The organism is uncultured Citricoccus sp. (assembly GCF_937871995.1).
Lineage (GTDB): Bacteria > Actinomycetota > Actinomycetes > Actinomycetales > Micrococcaceae > Citricoccus.
Map to the genome: position 1 here is coordinate 16,861 of NZ_CALMQR010000130.1, position 24,003 is coordinate 40,863.

The window sequence follows — 24,003 nt, forward strand, 5'->3', positions numbered from 1 at the left end:
GCTCAGTGCTCCAGGTCGAGCAGGTCGATCCCGGCGACCCTGGAGGCCCCGATGGACTCGCCCAGCTGCTCGGCGACACCGGCCGGCAGGGCCGCGTCCAGGGTCAGCATGGCCAGGGCCTCGCCGCCCTCGGACTGGCGGGAGACGTCCATGCCGGCGATGTTCACGTCGGCGTCGCCCAGCACGTTGCCGATGGTCCCGATGACGCCGGGACGGTCGGTGTAGCGGAAGACCAGCAGGTGCTCGGCCAGCGGGACCTCGATCTCGTAGCCGTCGATCCCGACCACCTTCTGGACCTGCTTGGGCCCGGTCAGGGTGCCGGACACGGACAGCTGGGTGCCGTTGGAGGTGGCGCCCTTGACGGTGACCGTGTTGCGGTAGGCCGGGGACTCGGAGGTGGTCGTCAGCCGGGTCTCCACGCCCCGCTGCTCGGCCAGGACCGGGGCGTTGACGTAGGAGACGTGGTCGGAGACCACGTCCGTGAACACGCCCTTGAGCGCGGCCAGCTGGAGGGACTTGACGTCCTTGTCCGCGATCTCACCGGCGACCTCGAGCTCCACGACGGTCAGCGAGTCACCGGTGGACAGCGCCGTCAGGATGCGGCCGAGCTTCTCGGCCAGCGGGATGCCCGGGCGGACGTCCTCGTGGATGATGCCGCCGGCCACGTTGACGGCGTCCGGGACGAGCTCGCCGGCCAGGGCCAGTCGCACCGACTTGGCCACGGACACGCCGGCCTTCTCCTGGGCCTCCGAGGTGGAGGCCCCCAGGTGCGGGGTCACCACGGCGTTGTCGTGGGTGAAGAACGGCAGGTCGATGGCCGGCTCGGAGGAGAAGACGTCGATGGCCGCGCCGCCGACGGTGCCGGCCTCGAGGGCGCGGTTCAGCGCGTCCTCGTCGATCAGCCCGCCGCGGGCCACGTTCACCACGTAGGCGGTGTCCTTCATGATCGCGAACTGGTCGTCGGAGATCATCCCGATGGTCTCCGGGGTCTTCGGCATGTGGATGGTGATGAAGTCGGCCTGGGCCAGCAGCTCGTCCAGGTCCAGCAGGCGGGCACCGATCTGCTGGGCCCGCGCGGAGGTGATGTACGGGTCGTAGGCGAGGATCTCCATGCCGAACGAGCGCATCCGCTCGGCCACGAGCGAGCCGATGCGCCCCAGCCCGATGATGCCAAGCTTCTTCTCATACAGCTCGACGCCGGCGTACTTGGAACGCTTCCACTCCCCGCCCTTCAGGGCGCGGTTGGCCGGGGCGATGTTGCGGGCGACGCCGAGGATGTGGCCGCAGGTGAGCTCGGCAGCGGACAGCACGTTCGAGGTCGGGGCGTTGACCACCATGACACCGGCCTGGGTGGCCGCCTTGGTGTCCACGTTGTCCAGCCCGACGCCGGCCCGGGCGATCACCTTGAGCCGGGAGGCGGCCCCGATCGCCTCGGCGTCCATCTTCGTCGCCGAGCGGATCAGCACCGCGTCGGCCTCCGGCAGGGCGGCCAGCAGCTGGGCACGGTCGGCACCATCGGTCGTCCTGATCTCGAAATCCGGACCCAGGGCGTCCACGGTGGCCGGGGAGAGTTCTTCAGCGATGAGGACGACGGGCTTGGTTTCAGACACGGGAGGTTCACCTTCGGATAGACATTGACGCCGGCTCGGAACGTGGGTCGGCCGATCTTGATTCTAGGACCTGGAAGCACGGCGGCCCCCCGTGTGCACGAGGGGCCGCCTTCACGCCCGGGATCACCCCGGGCGCCGGTGGGGTGGTACGGCTCAGCGGGCCGCGGTGCCCTCGGTGTAGTCGTCGTCGGAGTCCTTCAGCCAGGAGAACATCTGGCGCAGCTCGCGGCCGGTCTTCTCGATCGGGTGCGCCTCACCGGCGGCACGCAGCTTCTTGAACTCCGGTGCCCCGGCGGCCTGGTCGTCCATGAAGCGCTTGGCGAAGGTGCCGTCCTGGATGTCGGCCAGCACGGCCTTCATGTTCTCCTTGACGCTCGGGTCGATGACACGCGGGCCGGAGACGTAGTCGCCGTACTCGGCGGTGTCGGAGACGGACCAGCGCTGCTTGGCGATGCCGCCCTCGACCATGAGGTCCACGATCAGCTTGAGCTCGTGGAGCACCTCGAAGTAGGCGACCTCGGGCTGGTAGCCGGCCTCGGTCAGGACCTCGAAGCCGTACTGGATCAGCTGGGAGGCGCCGCCGCACAGCACGGCCTGCTCGCCGAACAGGTCGGACTCGGTCTCCTCGGTGAACGTGGTCTCGATGACGCCGGCGCGGGTGCCGCCGATGCCCTTCGCGTAGGACAGGGCCAGGTTCTTGGCGTTGCCGGTGGCGTCCTGCTCGACGGCGATCAGGGCGGGCACGCCGCGGCCGGCCTCGAACTCACGGCGGACCACGTGGCCCGGGCCCTTCGGGGCCACCAGCGCGACGTCGACGCCGGCCGGGGGCTGGATGTAGCCGTAGCGGATGTTGAAGCCGTGGGCGAAGAACAGGGCGTCACCGTCCTGCAGGTTCGGGGCGATGTGCTCCTGGTAGACGGCGCCCTGGACCTGGTCCGGGGTGAGGATCATGATCAGGTCCGCCTCGGCAGCGGCCTCGGCCACGGAGACGACGCGCAGGCCCTCGGCCTCGGCCTTGGCACGGGACTTGGAGCCCTCGGCCAGGCCGATGCGGACGTCCACGCCGGAGTCACGCAGGCTCAGCGAGTGGGCGTGGCCCTGGGAGCCGTAGCCGATGACGGCGACGGTGCGTCCCTGGATGATCGAGAGGTCGGCGTCGTCTTCGTAGTACTTGGTGGTCACAGGAGATCTCCTCGGTGTGTTGTTCGGTGGTTGTCGGGAAGTGGGTGGGGACCCGAAGGTCAGTTCCGGGTCAGGGCGCGGTCGGTCATCGACTTGCCGCCCCGCCCGACGGCGATGGTCCCGGAGCGCACGAGCTCGCGGATCCCGAAGGGCTCGAGCACCTCCAGCAGCGCGGCCAGCTTGTCGGCCGCGCCGGTGGCCTCGATGGTCACGGAGTCGGTGGAGACGTCCACCACGGAGGCGCGGAACAGCTCGACGGCCTGGACGACCTGGGACCGGGTGGCCGCGTCCGAACGGACCTTGACCAGCAGGTGGTCGCGCTGGACGGAGTTGTCGGCGCTCAGCTCGACGATCTTGATGACGTTGACGAGCTTGTTGAGCTGCTTGGTCACCTGCTCGAGCAGGTCTCCCTCGGCGTCCACCACCACGGTGATCCGGGACAGTCCCTCGATCTCGGAGGTGCCCACGGCCAGGGAGTGGATGTTGAAGGCGCGGCGGGCGAAGAGGCTGGCGACGCGCGTCAGCACGCCCGGCACGTCCTCGACCAGTACGGACAGCGTGTGTCGTGCCATGGGTCAGTCCTCCTCGTCCCAGTCCGGGGTCATGTCCCGGGCCACCTGGATCTCGTCGTTGCTCACGCCGGCCGGAACCATGGGCCACACCATCGAGTCACGCGAGACCACGAAGTCGACGACGACCGGGCGGTCGTTGACGGCCAGGGCCTGCTCGATGGTGGCGTCCAGGTCCTCCTCCCTCTCGCAGCGCAGCCCGAGGCAGCCGTAGGCCTCGGCGAGCTTGACGAAGTCCGGGACGCGGATGGTGTCGTGGCCGGTGTTCAGGTCGGTGTTGGAGTAGCGGGACTCGTAGAACAGCGTCTGCCACTGCCGGACCATGCCCAGCGAGGAGTTGTTGATGACGGCCACCTTGATCGGGATGTTGTTGATCAGGCAGGTCGCCAGTTCCTGGTTGGTCATCTGGAAACAGCCGTCGCCGTCGATGGCCCAGACCACGCGGTCCGGGTCCCCGACCTTGGCGCCCATGGCGGCCGGCACGGCGAAGCCCATGGTGCCCAGGCCGGCGGAGTTCAGCCACTGGTGGGGACGCTCGTACTTGACGAACTGGCTCGCCCACATCTGGTGCTGGCCCACGCCCGCCACGTACACGGCCTCGGGGCCGGAGTGCGCGTCGAGGCGCTCGATGACCTTCTGCGGGGACATCAGCCCGTCCTCGGTGGGGGCGTAGCCCATCGGGTAGGTCTCGCGCAGCCGGTCCAGCACGGTCCACCACTCGCCCAGGTCCGGGGCACCCGACTCGGCGTGCGCGTCCCGCACGGCGCCGGTGAGCTCCGGGATGATCTCCTTGACCGAGCCGACGATCGGCACGTCCGCCGGACGGTTCTTGGAGATCTCGGCGGGGTCGATGTCCGCGTGGATGACCCGCGCCTTCGGGGCGAACGTGGACAGCTGGCCGGTGACCCGGTCGTCGAAGCGCGCGCCAAGGGTGATGAGCAGGTCGGACATCTGCAGGGCCGAGACGGCGGCCACCGAACCGTGCATCCCGGGCATGCCCAGGTGCTGGCGGTGGGAGTCCGGGAAGACGCCGCGGGCCGTGAGGGTGGTGACCACGGGCGCCCCGGTGAGCTCGGCCAGCTCCCGCAGCTCCGCACTGGCGTGGCCGCGGGAGACGCCGCCGCCCACGTAGAGCACCGGCCGCTCGGCCTGCTGGATCAGCCGGGCTGCCTCGCGGACCTGCTTGGAGTGGCCGCGGACCACCGGACGGTAGCCGGGCAGGTCGATCCTCGGCGGCCAGGAGAACTCCATCTGGGCCTGCTGGGCGTCCTTGGCCACGTCGACCAGCACGGGGCCGGGACGGCCGGTCGTGGCGATGTGGAACGCCTCGGCGAGTGCCTGCGGGATGTCCTGGGCGTCGGTGACCAGCCGCGAGTGCTTGGTGATCGGCATCGTGATGCCCACGATGTCCGCCTCCTGGAAGGCGTCCGAGCCGATCGCCGCGGAGGCGACCTGGCCGGTGATGAACACGCAGGCCTCGGAGTCCATGTGGGCGTCGGCGATCGCCGTGACGAGGTTGGTGGCCCCCGGGCCCGAGGTGGCGATCGCCACGCCCGGACGGCCGGTGGCCAGGTAGTAGCCCTGTGCCGCGTGGCCGGCGCCCTGCTCGTGGCGCACCAGGACGTGACGGATCGTCTGGGAGTCCATCAGGGGGTCGTAGGTGGGCAGGATGGCCCCGCCCGGCAGGCCGAAGATGTCCGTGACGCCCAGTTCCTCCAGGGAACGCACGATCGCCTGCGACCCGGTCATCGTGACCGGTTCGACGACACGGTTCGGCCCGGGGACCAGGCTCTCGCCCGCAGGCTCGTTCCTGTCCCGCGGCTCGCGGGATGCATGTGAGGTCATCACCGCTGGGGTGATCCGGGGTCCGTTACTCATTGCTGTGCCTTCTTGCCTAGCTCTTCTGGCGCTGTACTGGAGCATCCGGGGTACCTGTGCGGTACCCCGGTCACCTCTGGTGCCCGCCGGCGGGTGTCCCCCGCGGCGTCCGCCGGAGTGGCGGAGGAGTCAGTGGCGCTGATGTGGTGGCCAGCGTCATGCTTGCATCTCCAACAAATAAACCCCGACGTCGGCCGGTCGGCCCGCTCGGGGTTTGGCGCGTGGCGGCGGGCGGACCCGCTGATCCGAACCGTAGTTCAGGCCACGCGCTGGATAACGACAACTAGTCGCATGTTGGACATGGTGACCAGTATCCCCGAGGCACGCCGTCCGGCGTCAATCCATCCTCTCACGGTCTCACATCGTGAGACGGGCGTCCGCTCCGTGGACACGCCGGGTCATCCGGCGTGTCCACGGACACGGGGCGCACCGGTCAGCCCAGGTACGCGCCCTCGGCCGCCGAGTGCACGAGCTTGGCGTACTTGCCCAGGACCCCCGTGGTGAACTTCGGGGGCACCGGCTCCCAGCCCTCCCTGCGGCCCTCGAGCTCCTCGGCCGGGACCAGCAGGTCCAGCGTGCGGCCGGCGATGTCCACCCGGATCCGGTCGCCGTCGCGCACCAGGGCGATCGGGCCGCCGTCGGAGGCCTCTGGGGCGATGTGCCCGATGCACAGGCCCGTCGTGCCGCCGGAGAACCGGCCGTCGGTGAGGAGCAGGACGTCCTTGCCCAGCCCGGCCCCCTTGATGGCGCCGGTGATGGCGAGCATCTCGCGCATGCCGGGACCGCCCTTGGGACCCTCGTAGCGGATGACCACCACGTCACCGGCCTTCAGCTCGCCGGCCTCCAGGGCGTCCATGGCCTGGCGCTCGCGCTCGAACACGCGGGCGGTGCCCTCGAACACGTCGGCGTCGAAGCCGGCGGACTTCACCACGGCGCCCTCGGGTGCCAGCGAGCCCTTCAGCACGGCCAGGCCGCCGTTGTGGTGCAGGGGGTTGTCCAGGGCGCGCAGCACCTTGCCGTCCGGGTCCGGCGGGTTGATCCCGGCCAGGTTCTCGGCCACGGTCTTGCCGGTGACGGTCAGGGCGTCACCGTGGACCAGGCCCGCGTCCAGCAGGGCCTTCATGACCACGGGCACGCCGCCGACCTTGTCCACGTCGGTCATCACGTACTGGCCGAAGGGCTTGAGGTCGCCCAGGTGCGGGACCTTGTCACCGATGCGGTTGAAGTCGTCCAGGGTGAGGTCCACGCCGGCCTCACGCGCGATGGCCAGCAGGTGCAGGACCGCGTTGGAGGACCCGCCGAACGCCATGGTCACGGCGATGGCGTTCTCGAAGGCCTTCTTGGTCATGATGTCCCGGGAGGTGATCCCCAGGCGCAGCAGGTTGACCACGGCCTCACCGGACTTGCGGGAGAACGCGTCGCGGCGCCGGTCGGCCGACGGCGGGGCGGCGGAACCGGGCAGGGACATCCCCAGCGCCTCACCGATGCAGGCCATGGTGTTGGCGGTGTACATGCCGCCGCAGGCACCCTCCCCGGGGCAGATCGCCCGCTCGATGGTGTCCAGGTCCTTCTCGCTCATCAGTCCCCGAGCGCAGGCGCCCACGGCCTCGAAGGCGTCGATCAGGGTGACCTGCTTCTCCGTGCCGTCCTCGAGGGTGGCGTAACCGGGCATGGTGGATCCGGCGTAGATGAAGACGCTGGAGACGTCCAGCCGGGCGGCCGCCATCAGCATGCCCGGCAGCGACTTGTCGCAACCGGCCAGCAGCACGGAGCCGTCCAGCCGCTCGGCCTGCATCACGGTCTCCACGGAGTCGGCGATGACCTCGCGGGAGACCAGCGAGTAGTGCATGCCGTCATGGCCCATCGAGATGCCGTCCGAGACGGAGATGGTGCCGAACTCCAGCGGGTACCCGCCACCGGCGTGCACCCCCTCCTTGGAGGCCTGGGCCAGGCGGTCCAGGGAGAGGTTGCACGGGGTGATCTCGTTCCACGAGCTGGCGATGCCGATCTGCGGCTTCGCGAAGTCCTCGTCCCCCATGCCGACGGCGCGCAGCATGCCGCGGGCCGGGGCACGCTCCATGCCGTCGGTCACCGCGCGGGAGCGTGGCTTGATGTCGGGAGCCGCGGCGTCGTCGCCGCCGGCCCCGCCGGCTGCACCGCCGGGAAGGGTCGTGTCTGCGCTGGGGGTGGTCATGGCGACCATCCTAGGACCGCCGCCGGCGTGCCGCGCGGCACGTGACGGCCGGGGCCCGCGAACCTCCCGGCAGGTCACCGGCGTCCGCGAGCCTCCCCGCAGGTCACCGGCGTCCGTAGAATGGGCGTCATGAACGGCGAAGACCTCAAGCGCATGCTCCGGGAGGCCTTCGACGCGAGGGTCTTCAACTACGGGGACTTCAACCTCGTCTACGGCCAGCCCTCCGGCGCCGGCGACCCCTGGGTGATCGGCTACCGGCACCAGCCCCTGGAGCTGTTGCTGTGCCCCGTCGACCTCGAGGCCCTCCCCGAGGTCCCCGTGGGGCCGGACATCGCCACGGTCTCCCTGGGCAACGTCGCCACCCTGGCGGACACCGGCAGCGGGTACCAGGTGGAGACGGTCACCGGCTTCCGCACCTGGTTCGAGGTCAGCGGCACTCCCCGGATCCTGCTGCCGGAGAACCTGCGTCCCACCGGACCCGGGCCGGAGGACGACGGCACGGTCATCCTGGGCCAGGAACCGGACGCCGAGGACTTCCACGAGTTCATGTCCCACTTCATGGACACCCTGGAGTCGTACTACCGGACCTGTTGACCCACCCCCTCGACTCACCCGCGGCGGCGCCGGCCGACCGTGACGGAGATCTCCCGCCCCTCGATTTCGCATCCGCCCCCGACCTCTGCTAAAGTTTTTCCTCGTTGCACGGACCGATTATCGGTCCACGGAACACTGCGCCTCTAGCTCAACTGGCAGAGCAATTGACTCTTAATCAATGGGTTCCGGGTTCGAGTCCCGGGGGGCGCACCACAGCTCGCATCCATCGCAGACGACAAGGCCCCGGTCAGGTGACCGGGGCCTTCTCGTGTCCCCGCGAGGTCCGGGACCACGCGGGTCGTCCGCTGGTCGCACTCGAATCGTACGCACTGCGACGGGACCTGCGTCCCGCCCACTCCCCTCGTACACGTCCAGGCCTACCTCACGTCACCGAAGCGTGCCACGATGTCGCTGTAGCGGCACCGGGTCGGGTGTCGCAGGTCCCCCCGTGAAAGGCCGCCAGCACCGTGTCTCGACGATTCGCGCCCGCACTCGCCACCACCACCGCACTGGTCGTCCTGGCCGCCACGGGCGGGATGGTCCCGAGCGCCGCGGTGCCGGGTGCACACGCCGAGCGCGCCATGACCTACCTGGCCCCGTCGTCACCGCAGCGATCCGCGTATGCGGGCGCCGGCGTCGTGACCGCTCCCGACGCGGTGGTCGAGGCAGCCTCCCGGGCCGGCCTGGCGGAGGGCACGGCGGAGCGGACCCGGGTGCGACAGGTCCAGTCCTCCTCCGGGCAGGCCGCACTCGACCGCTACGCCGGCGAGGTCCCCCCCTACGTCAACGCCGCGCCCCTGGCCCTGGTCGGGCGAGCCTTCGACCACCCCGTGGCCGGCCCCTTCACCCTGAGCTCGGCCTTCGGCTGGCGGAAGAACCCCACCCACGTCGGCCCGACCGCGCAATTCCACATCGGCCTGGACTACGCGGTGGCCTGCGGAACGCCGGTCCTGGCCGCCGCGGACGGCACGGTCGTCTCCGCCGGGGAACGGGGTACCGGCGGACTGCGCGTCGACATCGACCACGGCGACGGGCTGGTGACCTCCTACCGGCACAACTCCCGGCTCCTGGTCTCCCCGGGTGACCGCGTGGGCCGTGGCGACGCGATCAGCCTGTCCGGGACCACGGGCAACTCGACGGGATGCCACCTGCACTTCGACACCACCCTCGAGGGCCTGTACGTCGACCCGGTGCACCTGCTGCCGGAGGTCGCCGGACAGCCCCGGGCGCTGGACGCGGTGGACCGGGAGCGCATCCGCGCGGCCGCGCGAGAGGACGCGCCCGCCGTCGCACCGGAGCGCAGGGAGGCCGCCCCGCGGACCGGGCAGCCGGCCGCGCCGGGGCCGATCGCCCGGGAGGCCGCCCCGCGGACAGGGACCCGGGGTGATCACGCCCGGGCCCCGGAGGCACCAGCGGCAAAGGACCGGTCACCGCGTCCCCCCTCCGCCGGGCCGTCCGGGACGCCTGCCTCGCCCGGTGCATCCCCCACCACGCCCACGGCGACGCGGCCGGCCGAGCGAGGCCCGAAGCCCTCGGGCACCACGAAGCCGGTGCACCCGAGGCCCACTCCGCCGGCAGTCACCCCGAAACCGAAGCCCGCCGCGCCGGGGACCCCCGCCGCCACGGAGCCGGCCGAACCCGCCCAGCCGACACACCCCGGACCGAGCGCACCGGCCACGCCGACGCCGACGAAGCCCTCCACGCCCGACCCCGCCCAGCCCACGCCGACCACGCCCACCACGCCCGGCCCCGCCCAGCCCACACCGACCAAGCCCGCCCAGCCCACGCCGTCGCCGTCGCCGACCGAACCCGTCACGCCCACGCCGTCGCCGACCGAGCCCACCGCACCGGAACCGTCGGTGCCGGCCAGTCCCCCTGCTCCCGTCTCGCTGACCGAGGAGGAGGCGGCGCGGTGGTGCCTGCCCCTGGACGACGACACGGAGCAGGCCAGGCCGGACTTCACCACGATCTTCACCGGGGACTTCGCGGACCTCGTCGGACTCGTCGCCGTCCTCGACGACGAGGGTGGACCCGAGCCCGTGACCGAGGAGACCCTCGTGGAGGTCTCGCCCTCGGCCCTGTGGCTGGAGTCCCTCCCCGCCTGCTCCGATGCCGAGTTCCTCGAGACCGCACTCGGCTGAACGCCTACAGTGGACCGCATGACTGCTCCACACCGCCTGGCACCGGGCGACGCCGCTCCCGCCTTCACGCTGACCGACCAGGACGGCACCGCCGTCTCGCTGGCCGACTACGCCGGCCGCACGGTGATCGTGTACTTCTACCCCGCCGCCGCCACGCCCGGCTGCACCACGCAGGCCTGCGACTTCCGCGACAACCTCGCGTCCTTCACCTCCGAGGGCTTCGCCGTCCTCGGCATCTCCCCGGACGGGCCCGCCAAGCTCCGGAAGTTCGCCGCGGACGAGGACCTGACCTTCCCGCTGCTCTCCGACGAGGACCATGCGGTGGCCGAGGCGTACGGCGCATGGGGAGAGAAGAAGAACTACGGCCGCACCTACGAGGGACTCATCCGTTCCACGGTCGTCGTGAACGGAGACGGCGCCGTGGAGCTCGCCCAGTACAACGTGCGGGCCAGCGGTCACGTGGCCAAGTTGCGCAGGGACCTGGGACTGGCCTGACCGGCGGGCGGTGACGGCCCTGCACCGGGTAAGATGGGCCGTTGTCCCCGCCCGCGGGGGCGCGCGGGCGTGGCGAAATTGGCAGACGCGCTGGATTTAGGTTCCAGTGTCTTCGGACGTGGGGGTTCAAGTCCCCCCGCCCGCACGATTCGTGCTCCAGGACAGTCCGGTCCCTGCGCCGGCTCCTCCTCAGGGCGGGTCGCAGCCGGAGGACACGTCAGACGAGGAGGCCCGTCCGGGTGGACATCTCACGCCGCACCGTGCTGAGTTCCCTGGCTGCGGCCCTGGCCCTCCCGCTGACCGGGTGCGCCACCCAGATCCGCGGTGAGTCCTCCCCCCATGACGCCACCGCGCCGGTCCCTCCGGCACCCACTCCCCCGGTGCCGTCGACGGTGCCGGTGACCATCGGGGTCCCGTCCCGGCCGAGGACCCTCGACCCGGCGCTGGCCGTGGACGCCGAGTCGCACCGCAGCACCCGGCAGGTGCTCGAGAACCTCCTCGGCGTGGATCCGGACACCGGTGCGCCGATCCCCCGGCTGGCCAGCGACTGGCAGGTCACCGACGACGGGTTGCGCTACACGTTCTCCCTGCAGCCCGGTGTCGACTTCCAGGATGGCACCCCGCTGGACGCGCAGGCCGTGGTGGCGAACTTCGAGCGCTGGGCCCGCCTGCCCGAACTGCTGGGCGGGCAGCGCATGGCCGCCCTGCCGCAATTGACCTTCCCCTCCGTCTTCGGCGGCTACGCCGGCCAGGACGGATGCCGCTACCGGGCGTGCGAGGCCGTCGGGGAGCGGACCGTCAGCCTGGTCCTCAGCGATCCCATCGTGTTCCTGCCCGCCGCGCTGACGGCCCCCGCCTTCGCCCTCAGCTCCCCGGCGTCCTGGGCGACGTTCGACGATGCCCTGCCCGCCACCCCGGCCGACCGCCTGCCCCCGGCGCGGCCGGCCGGCACCGGCCCGTTCCGCTGGGGTGAGCAGGACGACGGCGACCGGCTGGTGCTGGAGGTGAACGCCGGGTACCGGGGTGAGCCGACCGCCGTCGGGCCCGTGACGCTGGCCGTGGTCCCCGGGGCCGGTCAGCGGCTCCGGGAACTGCGCCGCGGCCGGCTGGACGCCTTCGACTTCGTCGCCCCGGACACCCTGCGTCCCCTGGTCCAGGGCGGGGCACAGGTCCTGCAGCGGGATCCGCTGTCCGTGCTGTACCTGGGGATGAACTCCCGGCACCCGATCCTGGGACAGCTCTACGTGCGCCAGGCGGTGGCCCACGCCGTCGACCGGCGCGCGCTGGTCGAGGAGTACTTCCTGGCCGGCTCGGCCCGGGCCCATGAGTTCGTGCCGCCGTCCCTGGGCGTGGCGAACCCGGAACTGACCACCTACGACTACGACCCGGCGGAGGCCACCCGCCTGCTGGAGCTGGCCGGTTACCGCGGGCAGCCCCTGGACTTCGTCTACCCGGTGCACACCTCGCGGCCCTACCTGCCCGCCCCCGAGGCGGTGTACGCGCGGATCGCCGGTGACCTGGCCGCGGCCGGCTTCGTGCTCAATCCCGTACCGGTGCCGTGGGACGAGGGGTACCTGGACCGGCTCGGGGCGGACCGGACCCGGGCCTTCCACCTGGCCGGGCGCACCGGGGAGTACCGTGATCCGCACCACTTCCTGGCCCCGCTGTTCGGCCACGACTCGGCGGAGTTCGGCTACCGGAACCCGACCGTCATCACGACGCTGGCGGACGCCGTGTCCGCCCGGAACCCGGAGAACCGGACGGCGTTGTACCGCAAGGCGGCGGAGTCACTGGCCCTGGACCTGCCGGCACTGCCCCTGGCCTACCCGATCTCCGCCGTCGCCACGGGCCACACCCTGGTCTCCTACCCGACCTCCCCCGTGCTGGACGAACGGTTCGACCAGATCGTCCCGGTGGACGGACCGGCCCCGGCCCAGTAGTAAAGTCGACTCAGACCACTGTTCGAAAATCGGGAGAGAAACGTGAGCCAGCAGACTGCCCCAACCACCTACGACGTCGTCCTGGTGGGAGGTGGCATCATGAGCGCCACGCTGGGTACGTTCCTCCAGCAGCTCCAGCCCGACTGGTCCATCGCCCTGTACGAGAACCTGAACCAGGCCGGCCTCGAGGCCTCGGACCCGTGGAACAACGCCGGCACCGGTCACGCGGCCCTGTGCGAGCTGAACTACTCGCCGCTCGGACCCGACGGCAGGGTGGACCCCACCAAGGCCATCGGCATCAACGAGCAGTTCCAGGTCTCCCGCCAGTTCTGGTCCCACCTGGTCAACGAGGGCCGGCTCGGTGACCCCAAGACCTTCATCAACCCGCTGCCGCACATGAGCTTCGTGTGGGGTGACGACCACGCGGACTACCTGAAGACCCGCCACGCCTCCCTCAGCGCGCAGCCGCTGTTCGAGACCATGGAGTACACGGAGGACCCGTCCGTCATCCACGACTGGGCCCCGCTGCTGATCGAGGGCCGCACGGACGGCCAGCGCCTGGCGGCCTCCCGCCAGACGAACGGCACGGACGTGGACTTCGGCTCGCTGACCCGCCAGCTCACCACCAACCTGTCCAACTCGGGCGTGGACGTGCGCTTCGGCCACAAGGTGACCTCGGTGGACCGCGGCTCCGACGGCCGCTGGGAGCTCAAGGTCAAGAACAAGGCCGCCGGCGAGACCTTCACCGCCCGCGCACGCTTCGTGTTCCTCGGCGCCGGCGGCGGAGCGCTGCACCTGCTGCAGTCCTCCGGCATCCCCGAGGCCAAGGGCTTCGGCGGTTTCCCGGTCTCCGGCAAGTTCCTCAAGTGCACCGACGAGACCATCGTGAACCAGCACATGGCCAAGGTCTACGGCCAGGCCTCCGTGGGCGCCCCGCCTATGTCCGTGCCGCACCTGGACACCCGTTTCGTGGACGGCCGGCGCTCGCTGCTGTTCGGGCCCTACGGCGGTTTCTCCTCCAACTTCCTCAAGTCCAGCTCCTACCTGGACCTGCCGTTGTCCGTGCGTGCGCACAACCTTCTGCCCATGCTGAACGTGGCCAAGGACAACCTGGGCCTGGTCAAGTACCTCATCACCGAGGTCACCAAGAGCCAGACGAAGAAGGTCGAGACCCTGCAGGACTTCTACCCCGAGGCCGAGGCGGGCGACTGGGAGATGATCACCGCGGGCCAGCGCGTGCAGGTCATGAAGAAGGATCCGAAGAAGGGTGGCGTGCTGCAGTTCGGCACCGAGGTCGTCACCTCTGCCGACGGGACGATCGGCGGCCTGCTGGGTGCCTCCCCGGGCGCCTCCACCGCGGCCCCGATCATGCTCAAGCTCCTGGAGACCTGCTTCCCGGCCCGGATGGACGCCTGGACCCCGAAGCTGAAGGAGATGATCCCCTCGCTGGGCCGCAAGCTCAACGAGGACCGGGTGCTGATGAACGAGGTCGAGCAGGCGACCAGCGCCGCACTCAAGCTGGCCTGAGCGGCCGGCATCTGCGCCTGACGACCGATGGGTGCCCTGGCACGCTTCTCCCTGTCCAACCGCGCCCTCGTCGCCCTCGTCACGGTCCTCACCGCCGTCTTCGGCGTGCTCCTGGCCGGTCAGCTCAAGCAAGAGCTCATCCCCTCCCTCGAGCTGCCCGTGGTCTCGGTGAGCACCGTCATGCAGGGCGCGAGCCCGGAGGTCGTCGACCAACAGGTCGGTGAGCCGCTGGAGACCGCCCTGCAGGCGGTGGAGGACCTGGAGTCCTCCACCTCGACCTCGACCACGGGGCTGAACACGATCGCCCTGCGGTTCGAGTACGGCACGGACCTGAACCGGGCCCGGGCCCAGGTCGACCGAGCGGTGGCGAACGTCTCCGAACGACTGCCGGACGGCACCGAGACGAGCTCGTTCGCGGGATCGATCTCGGACTTCCCGGTGGTCTTCATGGCGGTGGGCTCCACGGACGGGGCCACCGGGCTCAACGAGCTGCGCTCGGAGGCCGAACGCCTCGTCACCCCCCGGCTGCAGAAGCTCGACGGCGTCCGCAGCGCCACGGTGACCGGTGGCACGGACCAGCACATCGCCGTCGTCCCGGACCAGGAGCGACTGGCCGCGGCCGGACTGTCGACCGGGGACATCGTCACCGCCCTGGAGGAGAACGTCGGGCTGTTCCCCATCGGCCAGGTCACCGAGGGGACGCTGACCCTGCCGGTCCAGGCCGGCGCGCCGGTCGAGTCCCTCGACGACGTCCGCGACGTCGTCCTGGTGTCCGCAGAGGACGGTTCCACCCCACCGGCCGCTGCCGGCCCCGCTCCGCAGCAGCCCGGTCAGCGGGCCGACGGGACCGGACCGGGGTCCGCTCCCGCGGTCCCGGCCGAGCCCCCGGCCTCGGCGGCACCGGTGCGCCTGGGCGAGGTGGCCGAGGTCGGGATCCGCGACGACGACGCGACCTCGGTGACCCGCACGAACGGCGTGGACACGCTGGGACTGTCCGTGACGAAGACCCCGGACGCGGACACCGTCGCACTGTCCCACGCGATCGGCGAGCTGATCCCGGAGCTCGAGTCCCTGCTCGGCGACGGGGCCACCATCACGGTGGTCTTCGACCAGGCCCCGTTCATCGAGCAGTCGATCGACACCCTGCTGGTCGAGGGCCTGCTCGGACTGGTGTTCGCCGTGCTGGTGATCCTGGTGTTCCTGGGCTCGATACGCTCCACCCTGGTCACGGCCATCTCCATCCCGCTGTCGCTGCTGGTGACGTTCATCGGGATGCGCGTCTCCGACTACTCGCTCAACATGCTCACTCTCGGGGCGCTGACCATCTCGATCGGCCGGGTGGTGGACGACTCCATCGTGGTGGTGGAGAACATCAAGCGGCACCTGGGCAACGGCGAGGACAAGCGCACCGCGATCCTGTCCGGCACCGGGGAGGTCGCGACCGCCATCACGGCCTCCACGCTCACGACCGTGGCGGTGTTCGCGCCGATCGCCCTGGTGGGCGGGGTCGCCGGTGAGCTGTTCCGTCCCTTCGCGATCACCATGGCCATCGCGCTGCTGGCCTCGCTGCTGGTGGCCCTGACGATCGTCCCCGTGCTGTCCTGGTGGTTCCTGGGCCGCACCCCGGGCGGCAGGCGGCCGGGCAGTCCCGCGGCACGGCACTCCTCCGGCACCGCGCCCGCCGCCGCTCCGGCGGTCGCGGCCCGCGGACCGCTCCAGCGGCTCTACCTGCCCGCGCTGCGGGGCACCCAGCGGCACCCCGTCATCACCCTGGTCGCGTCGGTGCTCCTGCTGGGGGCCACGGTCGCCATGGTCCCCCTCGTGCCGACGAACCTGCTGGGCAACACGGGGCAGAACACCTTCACCGTCACGGCCGCCCAGGAGCCGGGCACCTCACTGGAGACCACGACGGCGGCCGCGGGCCGGGTGGAGGAGGTCCTGGTGGACGTGGACGGGGTCCTGGACGTGCAGTGGACGGCCGGATCGGCCGGGTTCGTGCCGGGACTGCGCGGCAGCGCGGACGAGGCCCGGTTCACGGTCCTCACCGACACGGACGCCGACCAGGAACGCATCCACGACCAGGCCCGCTCCCGGCTGGACCGTCTCGAGGGGGCCGGCTCCGTCACCGTGTCCACCTCCGGCGGGTTCGGCACGTCCTCGGACGTGGAGGTCACCGTCTCGGCCCCGACGCCGGACCTGCTGGCGCAGGCCAGCGACCGGGTGATGGAGGCCATGGCCGGCGTCGAGGGGGCCCGGGAGGTCTCCTCGAACCTCGCGGCGGCCCGCCCGACCTTCCAGGTCGACGTGGACCGGCTGGCCGCGGCGGAGGCCGGGCTGACCGAGGAGGCGGTCGCCGCGCAGGCCGCGGCGGCCCTGAACCCGGTCCCCTCCGGTACGGTCCGGCTGGAGTACACCGACTATCCCGTGCGCATCGGCGAGCCGGAGGAGATCACGACGCTGCAACAGCTGCGGGACGTCGAGGTGCTGACGGCGACAGGCCCGATCGCCCTGTCCGGACTGGCCGAGGTCTCCCGGCAGGAGGTGCTCTCCTCGGTGTCCTCCTCCAACGGCGACCGGGTGGCGATCGTCTCCGTCACCCCGGACGGGGACGACCTCGGTGCGGTCTCCACCGGCGTGGGGAACGCCCTGGAGGACCTGTCCCTGCCCGAGGGGACGTCCGCCGAGCTGGGCGGCGCGGCCACCCAGCAGGCGGAGACGTTCCGGGACCTGTACCTGGCCCTGCTCGCCGCCGTCGCCATCGTGTACGTGATCATGGTCGCGACGTTCAAGTCGCTCATCCAGCCGCTGATCCTGCTGGTCTCCATCCCGTTCGCGGCCACCGGGGCCATCGCCCTGCTGCTGGTCACCGGCACCTCGCTGGGCCTGCCCGCCCTGATCGGCATGCTCATGCTCGTCGGGATCGTGGTGACCAACGCGATCGTGCTCATCGACCTGATCAACCAGTACCGGCGCCGCCCCGGTCACACGCTGGACTCGGCCCTGCAGCAGGGCGCGCTCAACCGGTTGCGCCCGATCGTGATGACGGCCCTGGCCACGATCCTGGCCCTGGTCCCGATGGCCCTGGGCATCACCGGTCACGGCGGGTTCATCTCCCAGCCGCTGGCGGTGGTCGTCATCGGCGGGCTGGTGTCCTCCACCCTGCTCACCCTGTTGCTGGTCCCCGTGCTCTACCGGCTCGTGGAGGGCGCCGTGGAACGGCGGCGGGGCCGGGCGGAGACGGCAGAGGCCTGACCGCGGCGGGCTGACCGCGGCGGCCTGGCCGCTCGGACCCAGACCACTGCGGCCCAGCCGTGGGGGGGGGTTAGACCGGCTGGCTGTCGGCGAGCATCGCGTCCACGCTGATCCGGTCCAGGAACAGACCGCCGCGCACGGTGGACAGGAAGGCCGTGTCCGAGGAGTCCGCCCCGGTGGACACCCGCACCAGGGCGCCGGTGTCCGAGAGCCGGGTGGCGTCCAGCGGGTGCCACTGACCGTCCATCCAGGCCTCGGCCACGGCATGGAAGTCCATGGGCCGCAGTCCCGGGGCGTAACCGGCCACCACGCGGGCCGGCACGTTCCGGGCGCGCAGCAGGGCCACCACGAGGTGCGCGAAGTCCCGGCACACGCCCTGGCGGGAGAGGAAGGCGTCCACGGCGCCGTCGGTACCGCGGGAGAACCCGGGCACGTAGCGGAGGTTGGCGTTGACCCACTGCTCCACGGCGTGGAGCAGGTCCATGCCCCCGACGTCCCGGAACAGGCTCGCGGCCAGCGGGTAGAGCTTGTCCGACTCGGCGTACCGGGAGGGGCGCACGTACCGGATCAGGTCGGCCTCGTCGCCGACGGGCTCGGCCTCCCGCCCGGCCACGATGCAGGCGTAGTCGACCCGGACGGTCCCCGGTTCAGGCGGTTCCGAGGAGAAGCCCGCCTCGGCGACCGTGGGCGACTCGTCGTCGTCCTCCCAGCCGATGGCCCCGCTGGACTCGGCGAAGCTGACCGGGACGTCCACCACGTGCAGGCGCCCGCCGTGGTGGTCCTGGACCTCGCGGACGGGCAGCCGTCCGGCGGGGGTGCGGACGTCCAGGCGCTCGGACACCCGCTCCATGCCCTCGGCATCGGCGGCGGCCACCGCCAGGACCATGCGGGTGCCCTCGGAGGGCCGGACGGTCAGGGTGGATCGGACGTGGCGGCGCATGCTTCCACGGTACCGTCCGGTCAGGACTGCTCCGGCACGACCACCCGCAGGTGCGAGCCCCGGCGGGTCTTGAGGACCTCGAGCCGGTAGCCGATGTCCTGCTTCATCCGCTCCACGTGGCTGACCACCCCGATGGTCCGGCCACCGGCCTGCAGGCCGTCCAGGACCCGCATGACGTCCTCCAGGGAGGCGGCGTCCAGCGAGCCGAAGCCCTCGTCCACGAACAGGGTGTCCATGTCCACGCCGCCGGCCTCCGCCTGCACGGTGTCCGCGAGGCCGAGCGCCAGAGCCAGGGACGCCATGAACGTCTCACCCCCGGACAGGGTCCCGGCAGCCCGTTCGTCCTCCGTGTACCGGTCGAAGACGGTGATGTCCAGGCCCCGGACACCCCGCCCCCGGGCGGCGTCGTCATGCCGCAGCTCGTAACGTCCCTGCGTCATGCCCAGGAGCCGTTCGGTGGCCGAGGCCACGACCTCCTCGAGGCGTCCGGCCAGGACGTAGCTGCCCAGCGTCATCCTCAGCGTGTTCTCGCCCTGGCCCCGGACCAGCCTGAGCAACCCCTCGGCGTCCTCCAGGGCCGCCAGCTGGCCGGCCGATCGGGCGGCGACCTCGTCCAGGGCACCCACCTGGCGCCGGACCTGGCGCTGCACCGATTCCAGTCCCCCGGCACGCTCGGCCGCGTCCTCCCGCGCCCTCTCGGCCTCCGCGACCCGTCCGGCCTGCTCTTCCACCTCCTCGTCGGCGGGCGTCTCGGTCCCGGCGGCGAGCAGCTCCCGGCCGCGGACGACGGCCGCGCTGGCCTCCAGTTCCGCCAGGGCGGCCGCCTCGCGGTCCCAGTCCCGGACGCGGACGGACCGGGTCTGCTCGTCCTCCTCGTCCAGCAGGGCCGCCCGCACCTGCTCGACCGAGTCGAAGCCACTGGCCGTGAGCTCCTCGCGCAGGCCGGTCGCGGCCTGCCCGACGAGGGAGCGGGCGGTGGCGGCCCGCCGTGCGGCCTCGATGACCGCGTCCACCAGTCCGCGCGACCGGGTCAGTTCCTGCCGCAGCTCGGCCAGGCTCTCCCGGTCCTCGAGCAGGCCGGCCAGTTCGGTCCGCAGGCGTCCCGCCTCCCGGGAGGCGGTCTCGCACCGGGAGCGGGCCACCGCGGCCTCCTGCCGGGCGGCCCCGACGGTGGCCTGCCGGGCCTGGTGTTCCCGGTCGTTGTCCTCCAGGGCGGCACGCGCCGCGGCGAGGTCATCGGCGGCCCGTTCCGCCGCGTCCAGGGCCGAACGGGCCCGGGCGACGGCGGCCGTGGCCTCCTCCGGGTCCAGCCCACCGGCCGCCAGCCGACTGAGCTCGGCCGCCTCGCGGGCCCGCTCGACGGCGTCCTCGGCCGCCCGGCGCCTGGCGGTCTCCTCCTCCATGGCCCGTCGGGCCCGGTCCTGGGCCTCGGCAGAGATCTCGGTCCCGCCGGTGGCCGCCGGGGCGGGGTGCTCCACCGATCCGCAGACCTGACAGGGTTCGCCCGCCCGGAGTTCCTCGGCGAGCAGGGATGCCGCACCCGCCAGCCGGCGTTCCACCACCCGGTGCCAGGCATCCACCGCCTCCTGGGCGCGGTCCGTGGCGTCCCGTACGGCGTCCTGGGCGGCCTCGAGTCCGGCACGGTGTTCCTGGTGGGCCAGGGCAGCCTCCCGCCGGGCGGTGGCCTCGTCCATCGCGGTCCGGGCCGATTCCATCCCGGCTGCGGGGGCACCAAGGTCCTCGACCCTCTGCTGCAGGGCTCCCCGGGCCTCTGCCAGCGCCTGCCGTTCGCCGTCGGCGGTCTCCGCTCGCTCGGTCAGGGCGCTGATGGAGGACTGCAGGCGCTGGACCTCCGCGCCGAGCTCACGCAGCCTCTCGGCGTCCCGTTCCCGAGCGGACAGTCGGTCGAGTTCGCGCTCGGCCCGTTGGCGCAGGACCTCGAACCGGTCCTCCTCGGCACCGTCCGCCGCATCGGCCGCCCAGGCACGGCAGTGGGTGTCCTCCAGGGCGGTGGCCTGGGCTCCCTCGAGGGTGAGCACGGCGGAACGGCGGGCCTCCTCGGCGGCCTCGGCCTCACGCGCCCTCCGGTCCACGGTCACGGCGACCCCGTGGCGTTCCAGGGCGGCGCGGTCCTCGGCGACCTGTCCGGCACGCTCCCCGTGCCGGACGGACCGTTCCTGCCAGGCCAGGGCCTGACGCAGATCCTGCCGGCGGCGGGTCAGGGCCTCGAGGTGCTCCTGGGCCGCCGTCAGGGCCGCGGCTGCCCGCTGGCGCGCCTCCCGGGACCCGGCCACGGCGGCGTCGATGGCCGCGGCACCGCGAGCGCCCAGGTCCTCGTCCGTCCAGTCCTGCGGCCGGCAGGCCCCGCCGGAGTCCGGGCCGGTCACCGGCACCGTCAGCCCGGCTCCCTCCCCGTCCTCGCGAGAAGCCTCGTCACCAGGCTCGGGGCCGTCGTCGCCGCGTGCCCACCAGTCATCGCCGAGCCCCTCCGCGAGGCAGGAGATGAGGTCCGCGCGGGCGGCGGCCACCTGGTCCCGGTCCCGGCTGACCGCGGACTCGAGGTGCCGGTGCCGGCGGGCCAGGAAGTCCTCGACGCCGTCGAACCTCCCGGTGCCGAAGAGCTTGCGCAGGAGGGTCTCCTTGTCCGCGGACCTCGCCCGCAGGAAGGTGGCGAACTCGCCCTGGGGCAGCAGCACCACCCGCATGAACTGGTCGGCGTCGAGGTGGAGCACCTGGCCCAGCAGCTGCCCGATCTCGTCGGCGCGCACGGACACCTCCCGCCACTGGCCCTCGCGGTGCTCGCGCAGGACGGCACCGGCCTTCTCCTCCGTCAGTCCGGTGCCGTCCTTCAGCTTCCGTCTCGCCGGCCGGCGGTATCTCGGCCAGCGCTGGACCTCGAAGCGACGACCGCCCACGGTGAAGTCGAGCAGCACCTCCGGCCGGGTCCCGACCGGGGCCTGGGTGCTGGCCAGGGACTCGGGGGTGCGGTCCCCCGGGACGGATCCGTACAGCGCGAAGCAGATGCCGGCCAGCACCGTGGACTTGCCGGCACCGGTGGGACCGTCCAGCAGGAACAGTCCGGCGTCGTTGAGGAGGGTGAAGTCCACCTCCTCGCGTTCGGCGAAGGGGCCGAACGCCTGCAGGTGCAGGCAGTGGATCCTCATGCGGCGCCTCCGGTCCGGGTCTCCTCGAGGGCCAGTCGCAACAGGCCGGCCTCCTCCTCGCTGACCGGCCGCTGGCGCACGTGCTCGACGAATCCCGTGCAGACGTCCAGGTCGGTCCTCGCCGCGGCCAACCGGGCGGCGTAGGTGGAGGGCTGCCGGTCCGCGGATCCCTCCGGCTCGAGGATGAAGTTCAGCAGTCCGTCGAAGCGTTCCCTGAGACGCTGGTAGGCCTGCGGAGGGCGGACCGGGTCCGTCACCGTGACCTGGCACCAGCGGTCCTCCGCCCAGGCGTGCGCCGGGTTCCCCAGCAGGTCCTCGATCCTCCCGCGCAGCACGGCCAGCTTCCGGCCGGCGGACCAGTCCACGGTCTCCACCCCGCTGACCTCGCCGCCGGCCGTCGTCACGAGCAGACCGCCCTTGGTGTGGTTCGCCTCGGAGAAGGAATAGGGCAGGGGCGAACCGGAGTAGCGCACGGTCGGAGCCATGGCCTGGCGCCCGTGGAGGTGCCCCAGCGCGACGTAGTCGAGACCGTCGAATACCGTGACGGGGACCTGGCCGAGGGTGCCGACCACCGCCGTGGGATCCTGGTCGTCCCCGGCGCCCTCGCCCCCGCCGTCGGTCGCCGCGGTGCCCGGGCCCGGTGCCGAGGCGCCGATGTCCCGTTCGCTGTCCGATCCGGCCCCACCGGCGGCGAAGAGGTGGGCCATGACGATCACGGCCGTCCCGGCGTCGTGACCGCCCCGGCCGGCGGTGCCGAAGCGCTCGGCGGCGTCCTCACGCACCCGGCGGACGGCCTCGGCCGTCACGGTGGCGTGGTCCGAGGCCACGCCCCAGTCCTGCCCGGCCTGCCGGGGTTCGAGGTAGGGGATCCCGTAGACGGCGACCCGGCCGCCCGCGGGATCCTCCAGCACCACGGGGTCGGTGATCCGGTCCGTGCGGGTGCGCAGGTGCACGCCCGCGGCGTCCAGCAGGTGACCGCCGAAGCCCAGGCGGATCGCGGAGTCGTGGTTGCCGCTCGTGAGGATGACCCGGGCCCCCGTGCGGCTCAGCTCGGCCAGGGTCTGGTCGAGCAGTTCCACGGCGTCCGCCGCGGGCAGGGCGCGGTCGTAGACGTCCCCGGCCACCAGGACCAGGTCCACGCCGCGGTCGGCGACGGTGGCCACGAGCTGTGCGAGCACCTCGCGCTGGGACTCGAGCATGCCGGTGCCGTGGAAGGACCGGCCCAGGTGCCAGTCGGAGGTGTGCAGGATCAGCATGTGACCAACGCTATCGGGCGTCGTGGACGACATTGACCGATCTCCACGGCCGGCATCCCTACGATGGTTCCCATGACCCCGACTCCGTCACCGGCCGGTGCGCCCGGTGAGCCTCAGCCTGCCCCGTCCTATGCCTCCCGCGTCCTGGGCGTGCTCGCCGGCGGGGCCGCCGGCGACGCCCTGGGGTACACGGTCGAGTTCTCGTCCCTGGACGAGATCCGTGCCCGGTTCGGCGACGCCGGGCTGGCACACCGGCTGCAGGTCCCCGAGGTGCGCGACGGAGGCACCCTGCCGGTCAGTGACGACACCCAGATGACGCTGTTCGTGCTGGACGGGCTCCTGGAGTGGATCGAGTGGGCCAATGAGGGGTCGATGGCCGATCCGGCGGCCTGCGTCTGGCTGTCCTGCCTGCGCTGGCTCCGGACCCAGGAGGGAACGCTGCCGGCGGGGGTGCCGGAGCCACCGGCGCGGTGGCTGGACGGGCATCCGGAACTGCGCGTGCGGCGGGCCCCCGGCAACGCCTGCCTGTCCGGTCTGTCCCAGCCGGACATGGGCCTGCCCGAGAAACCCCACAACCCCGGTTCGAAGGGCTGCGGCACGGTCATGCGGTCCGCGCCGTACGGCATGGTGCCCGGGCTGGAGGACGAGTTGGTGGTCTCCCTCGCGCGCCAGGGCGCCGTCCTCACGCACGGCCACCCGGCCGCCTGGACATCGGCCGCCGCCTTCGGGCTGATGGTCTCGCGGCTGATGGCGGGCCAGGGGTTCGGTGCCGCGGTCGCCGATGCCCTGGACTGGCTCCAGACCGTTCCCGACGACGGCGGGACCGCGGACGCGCTCGGCACGGCGGTGGCGATGGCGCAGGACGCGCAGGGGGCGGGCACGCTGCCCACGGTCCTGCCCGCCGAGCTGGGCGAGGGCTGGGTGGCCGAGGAGGCACTGGCGATGGCCGTCTACGCCGTCCTGGTGACGTCCGCCGGACCCGGAGCCGGGACGGAGCCGTCCACCCACTTCCGCTCGGCGCTGCACCTGGCGATCAACCACGACGGTGACTCGGACTCCACGGCCTCCTTGGCCGGCCAGCTGCTCGGGGCCCGCTACGGCACGGCCGTCTTCCCCGGTGCCGAGGTCCCGCGGTGGATCGGTGAACGCGACCTCGTCCTTGAGGCCGCCGAGCGCTGGACCGCCGCCACGAGCTGACCGGACCCCGCACCGGGCAGCGACCGGGCCACCCCCGGTACGCCCACGCGGCGAAGGGGCAGCC

15 protein-coding genes and 2 tRNA genes are annotated in these 24,003 nt (G+C 72.1%); 9 read left to right on the forward strand and 8 right to left on the reverse strand.

From position 1 onward, the window contains the following. Positions 1 to 2 precede the first annotated feature (2 nt). The 5 genes from serA to ilvD form a co-directional block, all read right to left on the reverse strand. Positions 3 to 1,610 carry a phosphoglycerate dehydrogenase gene (gene serA / locus Q0283_RS14695; RefSeq protein WP_010145504.1) on the reverse strand — a complete coding sequence of 536 codons (1,608 nt, stop codon included), beginning with the start codon at positions 1,608 to 1,610 and terminating at the stop codon, positions 3 to 5. Positions 1,611 to 1,763: 153 nt separating this feature from the next. After that, positions 1,764 to 2,792 carry a ketol-acid reductoisomerase gene (ilvC, locus tag Q0283_RS14700; protein WP_183524726.1) on the reverse strand — a complete coding sequence of 343 codons (1,029 nt, stop codon included), beginning with the start codon at positions 2,790 to 2,792 and terminating at the stop codon, positions 1,764 to 1,766. A 59-nt stretch (positions 2,793 to 2,851) separates the two neighbouring features. Continuing rightward, a complete protein-coding gene (gene ilvN / locus Q0283_RS14705; protein WP_183524723.1) occupies positions 2,852 to 3,364 on the reverse strand; it encodes an acetolactate synthase small subunit in 513 nt (170 codons plus the stop codon). 3 nt (positions 3,365 to 3,367) lie between these two features. After that, positions 3,368 to 5,239, reverse strand: a complete 1,872-nt coding sequence (locus Q0283_RS14710) for an acetolactate synthase large subunit (protein WP_183524708.1) — start codon at positions 5,237 to 5,239, stop codon at positions 3,368 to 3,370. Between the two features lie 433 nt (positions 5,240 to 5,672). Further along, entirely contained in the window at positions 5,673 to 7,433 is a 1,761-nt protein-coding gene (ilvD, locus tag Q0283_RS14715) for a dihydroxy-acid dehydratase (RefSeq protein ID WP_221243339.1), read from the reverse strand. Positions 7,434 to 7,562: 129 nt separating this feature from the next. Here ilvD and Q0283_RS14720 point away from each other — a divergent pair, with 129 nt between their 5' ends. The 8 genes from Q0283_RS14720 (at position 7,563) to Q0283_RS14755 (ending at position 17,382) form a co-directional block, all read left to right on the forward strand. Next, positions 7,563 to 8,027: a hypothetical protein gene (locus Q0283_RS14720; protein ID WP_298045337.1), complete on the forward strand. Its 465-nt coding sequence runs from the start codon at positions 7,563 to 7,565 to the stop codon at positions 8,025 to 8,027. A gap of 137 nt (positions 8,028 to 8,164) precedes the next feature. Then, positions 8,165 to 8,240: transfer RNA gene (locus tag Q0283_RS14725), tRNA-Lys, on the forward strand. Between the two features lie 254 nt (positions 8,241 to 8,494). Further along, positions 8,495 to 10,168: a M23 family metallopeptidase gene (locus Q0283_RS14730; protein WP_298045338.1), complete on the forward strand. Its 1,674-nt coding sequence runs from the start codon at positions 8,495 to 8,497 to the stop codon at positions 10,166 to 10,168. Between the two features lie 18 nt (positions 10,169 to 10,186). Continuing rightward, positions 10,187 to 10,663: a thioredoxin-dependent thiol peroxidase gene (gene bcp, locus Q0283_RS14735; RefSeq protein WP_183524700.1), complete on the forward strand. Its 477-nt coding sequence runs from the start codon at positions 10,187 to 10,189 to the stop codon at positions 10,661 to 10,663. A gap of 63 nt (positions 10,664 to 10,726) precedes the next feature. After that, positions 10,727 to 10,808: transfer RNA gene (locus tag Q0283_RS14740), tRNA-Leu, on the forward strand. Between the two features lie 94 nt (positions 10,809 to 10,902). After that, positions 10,903 to 12,603: an ABC transporter substrate-binding protein gene (locus Q0283_RS14745; RefSeq protein ID WP_298045340.1), complete on the forward strand. Its 1,701-nt coding sequence runs from the start codon at positions 10,903 to 10,905 to the stop codon at positions 12,601 to 12,603. A gap of 42 nt (positions 12,604 to 12,645) precedes the next feature. Then, positions 12,646 to 14,130 (forward strand): malate:quinone oxidoreductase, encoded by a 1,485-nt coding sequence (locus tag Q0283_RS14750; RefSeq protein ID WP_183524694.1) that lies wholly within the window; start codon positions 12,646 to 12,648, stop codon positions 14,128 to 14,130. Positions 14,131 to 14,157: 27 nt separating this feature from the next. Then, on the forward strand, positions 14,158 to 17,382 hold the full coding sequence (locus tag Q0283_RS14755; RefSeq protein WP_298045341.1) for an efflux RND transporter permease subunit: 3,225 nt from the start codon (positions 14,158 to 14,160) through the stop codon (positions 17,380 to 17,382). A gap of 70 nt (positions 17,383 to 17,452) precedes the next feature. Here the strand turns inward: Q0283_RS14755 and Q0283_RS14760 are convergent, their stop codons facing one another. The 3 genes from Q0283_RS14760 to Q0283_RS14770 are packed head-to-tail and all read right to left on the reverse strand — an operon-like array spanning position 17,453 to position 22,742. Then, positions 17,453 to 18,322 (reverse strand): transglutaminase family protein, encoded by an 870-nt coding sequence (locus Q0283_RS14760; protein ID WP_183524688.1) that lies wholly within the window; start codon positions 18,320 to 18,322, stop codon positions 17,453 to 17,455. A 20-nt stretch (positions 18,323 to 18,342) separates the two neighbouring features. After that, a complete protein-coding gene (locus tag Q0283_RS14765) occupies positions 18,343 to 21,486 on the reverse strand; it encodes an AAA family ATPase (RefSeq protein ID WP_183524685.1) in 3,144 nt (1,047 codons plus the stop codon). After that, complete coding sequence (locus tag Q0283_RS14770; protein WP_183524682.1) at positions 21,483 to 22,742, reverse strand: exonuclease SbcCD subunit D; 1,260 nt, start codon at positions 22,740 to 22,742, stop codon at positions 21,483 to 21,485. Before Q0283_RS14770 ends, Q0283_RS14765 begins: the two co-directional genes overlap by 4 nt. A gap of 72 nt (positions 22,743 to 22,814) precedes the next feature. On the opposite strand from Q0283_RS14770, the gene Q0283_RS14775 reads away from it, so the two are divergent. Then, positions 22,815 to 23,939: an ADP-ribosylglycohydrolase family protein gene (locus tag Q0283_RS14775; protein ID WP_183524679.1), complete on the forward strand. Its 1,125-nt coding sequence runs from the start codon at positions 22,815 to 22,817 to the stop codon at positions 23,937 to 23,939. Positions 23,940 to 24,003 lie beyond the last annotated feature (64 nt).